At 69.3% G+C, this 13,399-nt stretch carries 7 protein-coding genes; 1 reads left to right on the top strand and 6 read right to left on the bottom strand.

Annotated features, from left to right (window positions below):
• Positions 1-6 precede the first annotated feature (6 nt).
• From J7D54_RS07195 to J7D54_RS07170, 6 genes are all read right to left on the bottom strand, one after another.
• Positions 7-576: a hypothetical protein gene (locus J7D54_RS07195; RefSeq protein ID WP_182764716.1), complete on the bottom strand. Its 570-nt coding sequence runs from the start codon at positions 574-576 to the stop codon at positions 7-9.
• The gene (gene dnaE / locus J7D54_RS07190; protein WP_245244222.1) at positions 569-4,069 is read right to left on the bottom strand and encodes a DNA polymerase III subunit alpha; all 3,501 of its coding nucleotides are present in this window, start codon (positions 4,067-4,069) and stop codon (positions 569-571) included. The genes J7D54_RS07195 and dnaE overlap by 8 nt, the downstream gene beginning before the upstream one ends.
• Before the next feature lie 129 nt (positions 4,070-4,198).
• Entirely contained in the window at positions 4,199-5,782 is a 1,584-nt protein-coding gene (locus J7D54_RS07185) for an aspartate:alanine exchanger family transporter (RefSeq protein WP_209455263.1), read from the bottom strand.
• 12 nt (positions 5,783-5,794) lie between these two features.
• Positions 5,795-7,261 (bottom strand): glutamate synthase subunit beta, encoded by a 1,467-nt coding sequence (locus tag J7D54_RS07180; RefSeq protein WP_182764718.1) that lies wholly within the window; start codon positions 7,259-7,261, stop codon positions 5,795-5,797.
• Positions 7,254-11,783, bottom strand: a complete 4,530-nt coding sequence (gene gltB / locus J7D54_RS07175; protein WP_182764719.1) for a glutamate synthase large subunit — start codon at positions 11,781-11,783, stop codon at positions 7,254-7,256. Before gltB ends, J7D54_RS07180 begins: the two co-directional genes overlap by 8 nt.
• Before the next feature lie 168 nt (positions 11,784-11,951).
• On the bottom strand, positions 11,952-12,449 hold the full coding sequence (locus J7D54_RS07170; protein WP_182764720.1) for a hypothetical protein: 498 nt from the start codon (positions 12,447-12,449) through the stop codon (positions 11,952-11,954).
• Positions 12,450-12,553: 104 nt separating this feature from the next.
• On the opposite strand from J7D54_RS07170, the gene J7D54_RS07165 reads away from it, so the two are divergent.
• On the top strand, positions 12,554-13,396 hold the full coding sequence (locus J7D54_RS07165) for a sigma-70 family RNA polymerase sigma factor (RefSeq protein WP_182764721.1): 843 nt from the start codon (positions 12,554-12,556) through the stop codon (positions 13,394-13,396).
• Positions 13,397-13,399: the final 3 nt, after the last annotated feature.

Genomic DNA, 13,399 nt, shown 5'->3' with positions numbered 1-13,399 from the left:
GCCATCCTACTGCGTGGGCTCAGGCTCCTCGGACTCCTGCTCATCCCCTGGCTCCGGCCAGAACGCCGCGAGCAGCATGACCGGGGTGATCGCGGTGAAGGGGGCCACCATCAGGGCGGCCAGGGACCGTAGTTGGAGGTCCACCGCGACGACGTCGCCGGCCGAGGCCGAAGCCAGCCGCTGCGCGAACCCGGTGGTGCCTACGGCCAGCCCCAGGCGCCACGTCATGAGCGCGGCCGCGACTGCGCCCAGGACGGATCCGACGATCACGAGCCACCCGCGGCGGTACAGGGCGAACCAGCCCGCCAGGCCCACGGCGGCCCCGATGATCCCGGTGATCAGCACGAAGCTGGCGTCTGCGCCGATCATGGCCGCCTGGCCGCGCTCGGAGATCAGGGCGGTGAGGTCTTCCTGGATCTGGTACGTGGGCCGGGGCGCGGTGGCGGCCCAGAGAAGGCCTCCGAGGGCGCCGACCAGCACCGACGCGGCGACGAAGACGATGAGGCGCCACCAGCTGTTGTCCCACAGTTCGGCGAGTTGGCTGCGCCGGGTGACGACGAGGAGGCCGTCAGACATCAACGCCCCGTCCCATGCCGACGCACGCCGGGCCCAGGACGGCCTTCAGGTCTGCGAACAGCGCAGACGTGAGGTTCACCCGGTAACCGTCGCCGAGGCGGAAGGTCTTGATGGTGTCGCCGGTGCGGAGGCTGAGGTGCACCTCGGCCGCGCCGGGGTACAGGGCGAGGATCTCCTTCAGGCGGTTCACCAGGCCGGGGGTGCAGCGCACCGCCGGCAGCGACAGGGCGAGCGGGCCGACGTTACCTTCGGCGCTGACGTGCGGCGTGATGATCTGCTGGGCCCGCATCCGGCCGCGGTCCTCGCCGTCCTCCGCCACGCCGCTGACGGCGATGATGGTGTCCGGCTCCAGGTACTGCGCCACCTGGTCATAGACCCGCGGGAAGACTGTGACCTCCAGCGAACTGGTGAGATCCTCCACGCTGATGATGGCCCAGATGTTGCCGGCCTTGTTGACGCGGCGGGCCACCGAAGTGATCAGGCCGCACACCTTGGTGGGGCCGCGGTAGCCGTCCGGGGAGGCGACCGAGGAGATCGACCGCTCGGAGTTGGCCTGCAGGACGTGCTCGAGCCCGTTGAGCGGGTGGTCCGACACGTAGAGGCCCAGCATCTCGCGCTCGAAGCCGAGCTTGGTGCGGCGGTCCCACTCGTCCATCTCCGGCACCGTGTCGCGCAGCGCGGAGCTGGTGTCGTCGACCTCGGCACCGAAACCGAAGTCGAACCCGTCCTGGCCGTGCTCCGCGTTGCGCTTGAGGTCGATGACCGCGTCGACGGCGTTCTCATAGATGCTCATGAGCGCTCGGCGGGCGTGGCCCATCTCGTCGAAGGCACCGGCCTTGATCAGCGATTCGACCACGCGCTTGTTGCAGATCAGCAGCGGCGCCTTGTCCAGGAAGTCGTGGAAGTCCGACGCGGGGCCGAGGCGCTTGCGCTCCTCCACCCAGGCGGTGACCACCTTGTCGCCCACGTTGCGGACGGCGCCCAGGCCGAAGCGGATGTGCTCGCCCACAGGCGTGAACATCACCTCGGAGGAGTTCACGTCCGGCGGCAGCACCTCGATGCCCATGCGGCGGCATTCGGCGAGGTACTGGGCGGACTTGTCCTTGTCGTCGCGCACCGACTGGAGCAGCGCCGCCATGTATTCGACGGGGTACTTCGCCTTGAGGTAGGCCGTCCAGTAGGAGATGACGCCGTAGGCCGCGGTGTGCGCCTTGTTGAAGGCGTAGTCGGAGAACGGGATCAGGATCTCCCACAGCGCCTTGATGGCACCGTCGGAGAAGCCGTTGGCCCGCATGCCCTCGGAGAACGGCACGAACTCCGCGTCGAGGACCTCCTTCTTCTTCTTGCCCATGGCGCGGCGCAGCAGGTCTGCCTTACCCAGCGAGTAACCGGCGACGCGCTGGGCGATCTGCTGGACCTGCTCCTGGTAGACGATCAGGCCGTAGGTGGTGGAGAGGATGTCCGCGAGTGGTTCCTCGAGCTCCGGGTGGATCGGGACGATCTCCTGCTGGCCGGTCTTGCGCAGGGCGTAGTTGGTGTGGGACTGGGCGCCCATGGGCCCGGGCCGGTACAGGGCCAGGGCCGCGGAGATGTCCTCGAAATGGTCCGGCTGCATGAGGCGCAGCAGGGTGCGCATGCCGCCGCCGTCGAGTTGGAAGATGCCCAGGGTGTCGCCGCTGGCCAGCAGGTCGTAGGCGGCCTTGTCGGTCATGTCCTCGACGAGCGCGTCGAGGTCGAGGTCGAGGTCGCGGTTCAGCTTGATGTTGCGCACCGCGTCGTCGAGGACGGTGAGGTTGCGCAACCCCAGGAAGTCCATCTTGATCAGGCCGAGGGACTCGCAGCCCGGGTAGTCGAACTGGGTGATGATCGCACCGTCGGCCTCGCGCTTCATGAGCGGGATGATGTCGATCAGCGAATGCGAACTCATGATCACGCCGGCGGCGTGGACGCCCCACTGGCGCTTCAGCCCCTCCAGGCCCTTGGCCGTGTCGACGACTGTGCGCACGTCCGGCGACGACTGGTACAGCTCGCGGAACTCGTTGCCCTCGGCGTAGCGCTTGTGCTGCTCGTTGAACAGGTCCGCCAGCGAGACGCCCTTGCCCATGACGTCTGCCGGCATGGCCTTGGTGATCTGCTCGCCGATGGCGAACGGCATGTCGAGCACGCGTGCGGAGTCCTTCACCGCGGCCTTCGCCTTGATGGAGCCGTACGTGATGATCTGGGCGACCTTGTCGTTGCCGTACTTCTCCGACACGTACTGGATGACCTCGCCGCGGCGGCGATCATCGAAGTCGATGTCGAAGTCCGGCATGGAGACGCGTTCCGGGTTCAGGAACCGTTCGAACAGGAGGCCGTGCTGCAGCGGGCAGAGATCTGTGATGCGCAGGGCGTAGGCGCAGATGGAACCTGCACCCGAGCCGCGGCCGGGGCCGACCCGGATGCCGTTCTTCTTGGCCCAGTTGATGAAGTCCGCCACCACGAGGAAGTAGCCGGTGAAGCCCATGGAGGCGATGATGCTGGTCTCGAACTCGGCGCGTTCACGCACCTCCTGGGAGATGTTGCCGTGGTAGCGCGCCTGGAGGCCGCGTTCGACCTCCTTGTGGAACCAAGAGTCCTCGGTTTCGCCCTCCGGGACGGGGTACCGGGGCATGTAGGTGCCCATGCCCTCGTCGAACTTCGTCTCGATCCGCTCCGCGATGGCGAGCGTGTTGTCGCACGCCTCCGGGAGTTCCCGGAACAGCGAGCGCATCTCCTCGGCGGACTTGAGGTAGTACCCGTTGCCGTCGAACTTGAAGCGGCTGGTCTCCGCCTTCCGCGAACCGGCCGAGACGCAGAGCAGGGTGTCGTGGGCGTCGGCATCGTGGGCGTGCACGTAGTGGAGGTCGTTGGTGGCCACGAGCGGCAGGGAGAGGTCCTTCGCCAGGCGCAGCAGGTCCTTGCGGACCCTGGTCTCGATGTCGAGGCCGTGGTCCATCAGTTCGACGTAGAAGTTGCCCTCCCCGAAGATGTCGCGAAACTCGGCGGCGGCTGCGCGGGCGTTGTCGTACTGCCCCAACCGCAGGAACGTCTGCACCTCGCCCGACGGGCACCCCGTGGTGGCCAGCAGGCCCGTGCCGTACTGGTGGAGCAGTTCCCGGTCTGCGCGCGGCTTATAGAAGAAGCCCTCGAGGGAGCTCCTGGTGGAGAGCCTGAAGAGGTTGTGCATGCCCTCGTTGTTGGAGGCCCACATCGTCATGTGGGTGTAGGCGCCCTTCGACGCGACGTCGTCACCGGTACCGTCGCCGAACTGCACACGCTTGCGCTCAGAGCGGTGGGTGCGGGGCGTCAGGTAGGCCTCGAGGCCGATGATCGGCTTGACATCGTAGTTCTTGGAGGCCTTGTAGAACTCGTAGGCACCGTAGAGGTTGCCGTGGTCCGTCATGGCGAGGGCCGGCATGCCCATCTCCTCCGCGCCCCTGAACAGGTCGTGGATGCGGGCCGCGCCGTCGAGCATCGAGAACTCCGTGTGGCAGTGCAGGTGAACGAAATTCTCAGCCACAGACAACCAACCTCCACTACGGACCAACGGCTCCACAGCTTACCCTGCCACCGCCGGTCCCCATTCTGGTGACGGCCCGCCGGGTCAGCCCACCAGTGCCGCGAGCACCTGGACCGCCACGATCTTGGCGATAATGCCCAGCGCGAACAGCGCCGCGTAGCCCGCCTCGACCCTGTCGTCGTTCACGCGCTCGTTCGCGAAGGCCAGGATCGCCGGCTGGCCGATGTAGCCGGCGAAACCACCTGCTGCCCGCGGTGCCGAGAGCCCCATGGTGCGGGCGCCGGCCAGGAATGCGACAGCTGAGGCGATGACCACCGCGGCCGCCAGGGCTCCGGCGCGGAGTCCCGTGCCACTGAGGGCCTGCGAGGCGAACATGGGGCCGGACGCGAGCCCCACCGTCGCGAGGAACAGCAGCAGCCCGAGTTGGCGGATGGTCAGGTTCACCGACAACGGGATGGACCAGAGCAGCGGGCCGGTGCGGTGCATGGCACCCAGGATCATGCCCACGACGAGCGGGCCGGCCGCGGGGCCGAGCGAGAAGTCGATCCCGCCGGGCAGCGGGACGGTGACCGCCCCCAGCAGCAGGCCCAGCACGAGACCCAGGCCGAGCGCCAGCGCGTCGACCTCTGAGACCTTGCGCTCGGAGTCGCCGAAGAATGAGCCCATGGCGTCGAGGTCGCGTTGGGGGCCCACCGCGAGGACCCGATCGCCCAGTTGCAGGATGAGGTCGTCGCGCGCCAGCAGGTCCGCGTCGCCGCGGCGCACTCTGGTGATCACCCCGCCGAACCGGCTGGGGAGGTTCAGTTGCGCCACCGCGTGGCCGGCCACGTGGTTCGAGGAGACGACGAAGCGGCGGAAGTCCACGGAGCCGCGGTCCGTGGTGAGTTCCTGCTCCAGCCGCGTGCCGAGGAACTCCACCGCCCGGCCCACCGCGTTGGGCGCCCCCACCACGAGGACGCGGTCCCCGGGCAGCAGTTCCTCGCCGGGCGACACGACGCGGGTGCGGCCGTCGCGCACCAGGTAGCTCATCTTGATGGCCTCATCGGCCCAGCCCGGCACCAGGCGCAGCGACGCGGTGCGGTCCACCTCCACGGATTCAGCGACGATGCCTTCCGCGTTGGCAGACGGCTCGTCCTTGCGTCCGGGCCACCGCCGGTTCACGACGAGCGCAACCACGATGATGGCCAGCACCACGCCCACCGGGTACCCCAGCGAATAACCCACGGCGGCTTCCGCGCTGCCCGTTGCGTCCGTCGCCGCGGCGAGGGCGGGGGTCGACGTCAGCGCGCCGGCCAACACGCCGGCGATCATGCCGGGACCCAGCCCGAGCGCGCCGCCCATCAGGATCGCCACCACCGTCACGACGGCGATGACGCCCACCGCCAGACCCATGAACGGAAGTTGCTTGCGCAGGTCGGCGAAGAACGTCTCGCCGGCGGCGACGCCCACCGTGTAGACGAACAGCGCCAGGCCGAGCGTCGACACCAGGCCCAGGCCCTCCCCCAGCGCCGGTTCGAGCGCGCCGAAGAACAGGCCGACGAACAGCGCCCCCGCCGCCCCGAACCGCAACGGCCCGAACGGGATCATGCCGACGGCGGCGCCGAGCGCCACCACGAGCATGATCGTCAGGAGCGGTGAGGAGGTGAGGAGGTCGAGCACACGGGTCAGGCTACTCGCCGGTCACACGAGGAGTTGCCGCACCTCCGGTCCGATGGGCCTGGGAAGCTTGGACGAGCCACTCAGGTACTGGTCGACGCCCATGGCGCAGGAGCGGCCCTCGGCGATCGCCCAGACGATCAGCGACTGGCCACGGCCGGCGTCGCCACAGGCGAAAACGCCGGGCACGTTCGTAGCGAAGTCCTCGTCGCGCAGGATGTTGCCGCGCGGGTCGAGCTCCAGGCCGAGTTCCTGCACCAGGCCCGTCTGCTCCGGGCCGGTGAAGCCCATGGCCAGCAGCACGAGCTGAGCGGGGATGTGCCGTTCAGTCCCCTCGACGGGTTCGAAGCGGCCGGCGTCGAAGCGCACCTCGACGATGTCCAGCCCTGCGACCCGGCCGTCGTCGTCGCCGACGAACTGCAGGGTGGAGACGGCGTACATGCGGTCGCCGCCCTCCTCGTGCGCCGACGAGACCTTGAAGGTCATGGGATACGTCGGCCAGGGCTGGCCGGCGGGCCGGACCTCCGGCGGCATCGGCATGATCTCCAGCTGGGTGATGGAGCGCGCCCCCTGGCGGATGGAGGTGCCGAGGCAGTCCGCTCCGGTGTCGCCGCCGCCGATGATGACGACGTCGCGGCCCTCCGCCGTGATCTGGCCATCGACGCTCTCGCCCAGCGCGGCCCGGTTGGCCTGCGGCAGGAACTCCATCGCCTGGTGGATGCCGGCCAGTTCGCGGCCGGGCACGGGCAGGTCGCGGGCCGCGGTGGCCCCGATGGCCAGGACCACGGCCTCGTACTGCTCCCGGAGCTCCGCGCCGGTGATGTCGACGCCGATCTCAACGCCGGTCTTGAACTGCGTACCCTCGAGCACCATCTGCTTCAGGCGGCGGGTGACCACCGACTTCTCCAGCTTGAACTCCGGAATCCCGTAGCGCAGCAGCCCGCCGATGGCGTCGGCCCGCTCGTACACGACGACGGTGTGCCCGGCCCTGGTCAGCTGCTGAGCGGCCGCCAGACCCGCGGGCCCCGAGCCGACGACGGCGACCGTCTTGGCGGTGTGCCACTCGGGCTGCTGCGGCACGACGCGCGAGTCGTCCCACGCCTTGTCGATGATCGCGACCTCGACGTTCTTGATCGTCACGGCGTCGCGGTTGATGCCCACCACACAGGCCGTTTCGCAGGGCGCGGGACACAGCCGCCCGGTGAACTCCGGGAAGTTGTTCGTGGCGTGCAGACGCTCCAGCGCCGGCTGCCACTCGTCGCGCCACACCAGGTCGTTCCACTCGGGGATGAGGTTGCCCAACGGGCACCCGTTGTGGCAGAACGGGATGCCGCAGTCCATGCACCGGCCGGCCTGCTTGGTGATGATGGGCAGCAGCGCGCGCCCGGGCGTACCGGGGTAGACCTCTTTCCAATCGTGCACGCGCTCCTCGACGGGGCGGCGGGCGGCGACCTCGCGCGGAGTGGTCATGAAACCCTTGGGATCAGCCATGTGCGGCCTCCATCATCAGCTCGGTGGTCTGGTTCTCGTCGAGGCCGTCGGCCAGGGATTGCGCCTGGACGGCCATGATGCGTGCGTAGTCGCGCGGTTCCAGCTTGGTGAAGCGGCGGCTCAACCCGTCGTCGCTCAGCGCGAGCAGCGCGTCGGCGACGGTGGAGCCGGTCTCCTGGCGGTGTTCCTCCATGAGCGCGCGGATCCGGGCGAGGTCGGCGTGGCTGAGCGGGGCGGGGTCGACCAGCTCGGTGTTGAGCCGGAGCGGGTTGAGGTCGAGCACCCAGGCGACACCGCCGGACATGCCTGCGGCGAAGTTGCGCCCGGTGGGGCCGAGCACCAGCACCTCACCGCCGGTCATGTATTCGCAGCCGTGGTCGCCCACGCCCTCGACGACGGCGCTGGCCCCGGAGTTGCGCACGCAGAAGCGCTCGCCCACCCGGCCCCGCAGGAACAGCTGCCCGGACGTGGCGCCGTAGCCGATCACGTTGCCGGCGACGATCTGGTCAGCCGGGTCGAACGACACCTCCGACGGCGGGGTGACGATCAGACGACCGCCGGACAGGCCCTTGCCGAAGTAGTCGTTGGAGTCGCCGATGAGACGCAGGGTGACCCCCCGGGGCAGGAACGCCCCGAAGCTCTGGCCACCGGTGCCGGTGAGGGTGAAGTCGATGGTGCCCGGCTCCAGACCGACGCCGTCCGTGACCCGCGTGACGTGGTGGCCCAGCATGGTGCCCACCGTCCGGTCCACGTTGCGCACCGGCAGCGTGTGGCGCACCAGTTCCCCGTGGGTGAGGGCCGGTTCCGCCAGGCGGATCAGTTCCACATCCAGCTTGGCATCGAGGCCGTGGTCCTGCTCGACGGTGCGGTAGCGGCGGGTGCCCTCGGGCACGTCGATCTGCGCGAGGATGGGCGACAGGTCAAGGCCCTGTGTCTTCCAGTGCCCGACGGCACGGCTGACGTCGAGCAGGTCGACGCGGCCAACCGCCTCCTCGATCGAGCGCAGGCCCAGCGACGCGAGCAGTTCGCGCACCTCCTGAGCGATGAACTCGAAGAAGTTGACGACATGGTCAGGGTCGCCGTGGAACTTCCCGCGCAGTTCGGGGTTCTGCGTCGCCACGCCCACGGGGCAGGTGTCCTTGTGGCAGACGCGCATCATGACGCAGCCGGACACCACCAGGGGCGCGGTGGCGAAGCCGAACTCCTCGGCGCCCAGCAGCGCGGCCACGAGCACGTCCCGGCCGGTCTTGAGCTGGCCGTCGCACTGCACGACGATGCGGTCCCGCAGGCCGTTGAGGAGCAGCGTCTGCTGTGTCTCGGCGAGGCCGAGCTCCCACGGTGCGCCGGCATGCTTGACCGACGTGAGCGGGGCCGCTCCCGTGCCGCCGTCGTGGCCCGAGATGAGCACGACGTCGGCCTTGGCCTTGCTGACACCGGCGGCCACCGTGCCCACGCCGATCTCGGAGACGAGCTTCACGTGGATACGGGCCGACGGGTTGGCGCACTTCAGGTCGTGGATGAGCTGCTTGAGGTCCTCGATCGAGTAGATGTCGTGGTGCGGCGGCGGCGAGATGAGGCCGACGCCCGGCGTCGAGTGCCGCGTGCGGGCCACCCAGGGATAGACCTTGTTGCCGGGCAGCTGGCCACCTTCGCCGGGCTTGGCGCCCTGCGCCATCTTGATCTGGATGTCGTCGGCGTAGGTGAGGTACTCGGAGGTGACGCCGAAGCGGCCGGAGGCGACCTGCTTGATCGCGGAGCGGCGCAGCGGGTCGTGCAGCCGCTCCGGGTCCTCGCCGCCCTCGCCGGTGTTGGACTTCGCGCCCAGCCGGTTCATCGCGACGGCGAGGGTCTGGTGGGCCTCCATCGAGATCGAGCCGTAGCTCATCGCGCCGGTGGAGAACCGCTTCACGATCGAGCTGACCGGCTCCACCTCGTCGATGCTGATCGGCTCGGTACCGGTGAACTCCATGAGCGAGCGCAGCGTCATGATGCGTGCGGAGTTGTCGTTGACGAGCGCCGAGTACTTCTTGAACGCGTTGTAGTCGCCGGACTGCGTCGAGTGCTGGAGGCGGAAGACCGTCTCCGGGTCGAACAGGTGGGGTTCGCCCTCGCGGCGCCACTGGTATTCGCCGCCCACGAGCAGGTCGCGGTGGGCCAGGGGGATGCCGTCGGCCGGGTAGCCCAGCTGGTGGCGGGCCATGATCTCATCGGCGACCTCGTCCAGCCCCAACCCGCCGAGGCGGCTGGTGGTGCCGGTGAAGTACCGCTCGACGACCTGCTCGCTGAGGCCGACGCATTCGAAGATCTGCGCGCCGGTGTAGGAGGCGATGGTGCTCACGCCCATCTTGCTCATCACCTTGAGCACGCCCTTGGAGAGGGCCTTGGCCACGTTGGCGATGGCCTTCTCGGGGCTGACGTCGACGTAGATCTCGCGGCGCGCGAGGTCTTCGGCCGTTTCGAAGACGAGGTACGGGTTGACCGCCGCGGCGCCGTAGCCGAGCAGCAGCGCAACGTGGTGCACCTCGCGCACGTCGCCGGCCTCGACCACGAGCCCCACCTGGGTGCGGGTCTTCTCGCGGACGAGGTGGTGGTGGACGGCCGCGGTCAGCAGCAGCGACGGGATGGGCGCCAGTTCCGCCGTCGAATGGCGGTCCGACAGGACGATGGCGCGGGCGCCGCCGCGGATGGCTGCGGACACCTCGTCGCAGATCTCCTCCAGCTTGCGGGCCAGCGCGCGGCCACCGCCGGTCACCTTGTAGAGCCCGTGCACGACGTGGGTGGCGTAGCCGGGGAGGTCGCCGTCTCGGCCCAGGCGCACGATCTTGGCCAGCTGCTCCGAGTCGAGGATGGGCCGGTTCATGATGATCATGCGGGCGGCCGCCGGCACGGGCTCGAGCAGGTTGCGCTCGGGTCCGATCTTCGCCGTGAGGGAGGTGACCAGCTCCTCGCGGATCGCGTCGAGCGGCGGGTTGGTGACCTGGGCGAAGAGTTGCTTGAAGTAGTCGAAGATCAGCCGGGGCCGTCGGCTGAGCACCGCGATGGGCGCGTCGGTGCCCATCGAGCCGATCGCCTCGACGCCGGTGTTCGCCATGGGAGCGATGATCGAGCGCAGTTCCTCGTGGGAGTAGCCGAACACCTGCTGTCGGCGCGTGACGGAGGCGTGCGAGTGCACGATGTGCGCGCGGCTCGGCAGCTTGTCGAGCTCGATCTTGTTATCGGCCACCCACTGGCGGTAGGGGTGCTCGGCGGCGAGCGCGCCCTTCACGTCGTCGTCGGAGACGATGGCGTGCCGGTCCAGGTCCACGAGCAGCATGCGGCCCGGCTGCAGCCGGCCCTTGCGCACCACGTCGGCGTGCGCGATGGGCAACACGCCGGCCTCCGAGGCGAAGACGACCAGCCCGTCGCGGGTCTCCCAGTACCGGCCGGGGCGCAGCCCGTTGCGGTCGAGGCACGCGCCGATGACGGAGCCGTCGGTGAAGGTCATACAGGCGGGGCCGTCCCAGGGCTCCATGATCATGGAGTGGAACTCGTAGAACGCGCGGCGGTCCGGGTCCATCTCCGCGTGCGACTCCCAGGCCTCGGGAATCATCATGAGGACGGCGTGCGGCAGTGACCGGCCGCCCAGGTGCAGGAGTTCCAGCACCTCGTCGAAGGAGGCGGAGTCGGAGCCTTCGGGGGTGCAGATCGGAAACAGCCTGGACAGCGAGCCGGGGATCTTGTCGCTGGTGAGGAGGGCTTCGCGGGCCCGCATCCAGTTGCGGTTGCCGCGGACGGTGTTGATCTCGCCGTTGTGGGCGATCATCCGGTAGGGATGGGCCAGTTCCCAGGCGGGGAAGGTGTTGGTGGAGAAGCGTGAGTGCACCAGCGCCAGCGCCGAAGCGACCCGGTCGTCGTGCAACTCGGGGAAGACCTCTTCGAGTTGGTCCGTGGTCAGCATGCCCTTGTAAACGAGCGTGCGCGACGACAGCGACGCGAAGTAGACGCCCACCTCGTGCTGCACGCGACGGCGCAGGACGAACGTGAACCTGTCGAGGTCGATGCCCGACTGGTCTTCCCGGCCCGCGACCACCAACTGCTCGAAGTGCGGCATCGCGCCCACAGAGATGGGCGACAACGTGTGGGTGTCGACGGGCACCTCGCGCCAGGCGAGCACGTCGAGGTCCACCTCCTCGGCGATGGCCCCGATGGCCTCCTTGGCGGCGGCACGCTCCGCCTCGTCGGTGGGCAGGAACGCCAGGCCGACGGCGTACTCCCCCGCGTCGGGCAGCTTGACGTCGAGCACGCCGCGCAGGAACGCGTCCGGCACCTGGATGAGGATGCCGGCGCCGTCGCCCGCCGCCGTGTCGGCACCGGTCGCGCCGCGGTGGTCCAGGTTCCGGAGTGCTTCCAGGCCCTTCGCGACGATGTCGTGGCACGCCACCCCGTCGAGATGGGCCACGAAGGCCACGCCGCACGCGTCGTGCTCGTTGACCGGATCGTAGAGGCCGACCTTCTCGCGCTGTGGGAACACACGTCTCGTCATGGCGGATCCTCCTGGATTCAGGGCGTGACACCACCAGGTGCCCGGTGGCCGGAAAGAACAGTAAGTCCGCCGCTGATCCGGCGCAACGCAATCCAGCACCATACGAAAGAGCTTAAAAAGCTTGTAACGCGACCGAAACGAAAAGAGCCCGCCGCCGCCCCTCAGCGGCTAGAAGTACTCGGTGCGCAGCCTGTCCGTCTCTGCCACCACGGCCTCGCGGGTGACCGGGTCGTTCAGGTCCGCACCGCCCGAGGGCACCGCGTACCAGTGCGTCTGCGGGTCAGCGGAAAGGCTGCGCCGGCCGACGACCTGTACCTGCCCGCGCGGCCTGGCGTCCACCACGGACTGGACCAGCGTCGACGCCAGCACCCGCTCCCGGAAGGCCTCCGGCACGCGGTTCTCCTCGGTCAGCGCCGCCTCGAAGCGTTCGCCGTCCATCGTGCGCCATGTGAACGTGCCCGACTCGCCGTTCCAGGAGCCGCCCGCCACCAGTTCCCACCGCCACACCTGCCACTGCCCCTCGCGGCGCAGCGCCAGTTCCTCCCGCGTGATCGCGAGGACGACGTCGCCGTCGCCGATGCCGTGGGCCAGGACGTGGGGCTGCCTGCCCAGGACGGCCGCAAGGCCTGAGAAGTCGACGCGGGTGGGCCGCTTGAAGAACGCCATGGGCCCATTGTGCCCTGTGGAAAAGAAGTGTTGTCCGTTGCGCGTTGTCCACATCCCCCTCCCCGATCGCCACCGCGGCCCGCCTGCTCGGCAGGGTGGGCGACATGAAGATCCCAGAGCTCGATCTCCCCCATGTCATGCTCGCCACGGGCGAGGACGCCCAGCTGGCCAGGGCCGTCGAGGCCGGCCTGTATGCGCACCACCTGATCGCGGAGGGCAGGCGTGATCCCCGGCTGCCGGCGGTGGTGGCGCTGGGGCGGCGGGCCGCCGAACGGTTCGCGTGGGTGGGGATCCGGATGGCCCTCAAATACGCCCGTCGTACCGCCTATCTGTCCGGCCTGCCCGAGGACGAACTGTTCCAGGACGGTTGCGTGGCGGTGGGCGAGGCGATCCGCCGCTACGACCACGCCCGCGGGATCAGGTTCTCCACCTTCGTCCACGAGTACCTCATGCGGGAGCTGGCCGACGGCGGCCGCCATTGGATCGGCCGGCCCACCGTCAGCCGGGCGGACAGACGGGCCGCGCGCATGGCGATCCGTGCCATGGACGCCCGTGGGCTTGACGACTCCGAATCCGCTGTGGACACCGTCGTGACCGCGATGGGCCTGTCCCCCACCGCCGCCCGCAGGGGTCGCATCCGGCACGTCAGTCTCGACGTCGCGCTGGAAAGCACCGGGCTTGCGCACCTGAGCTACGAGCCGGGCCACGGGCAGGGCCTGGATTTCCTGGCCCTCCTGGTGCCCCGGCATCGCCGGCTCCTGCAGTTGCGCTTCGGGCTCACGGGGCAGGCCCGCACGCTGGCGGAGATTGCGCAGATCATGCAGGCCTCCCCCTCCACGGTCAGCCGGTGGGAGCGGGAGGCGCTGGAGGCCGCCCGCCTCCTCTTGGCCGGGGAACGCACGACGGCGGCGGCCGCCTACAGTGAGGCGGCCGCCGCCGTCGGGTGAGGG

The organism is Tessaracoccus sp. MC1865 (assembly GCF_017815535.1).
Lineage (GTDB): Bacteria > Actinomycetota > Actinomycetes > Propionibacteriales > Propionibacteriaceae > Arachnia.
This window is presented reverse-complemented; position numbering and strand designations above follow the sequence as displayed.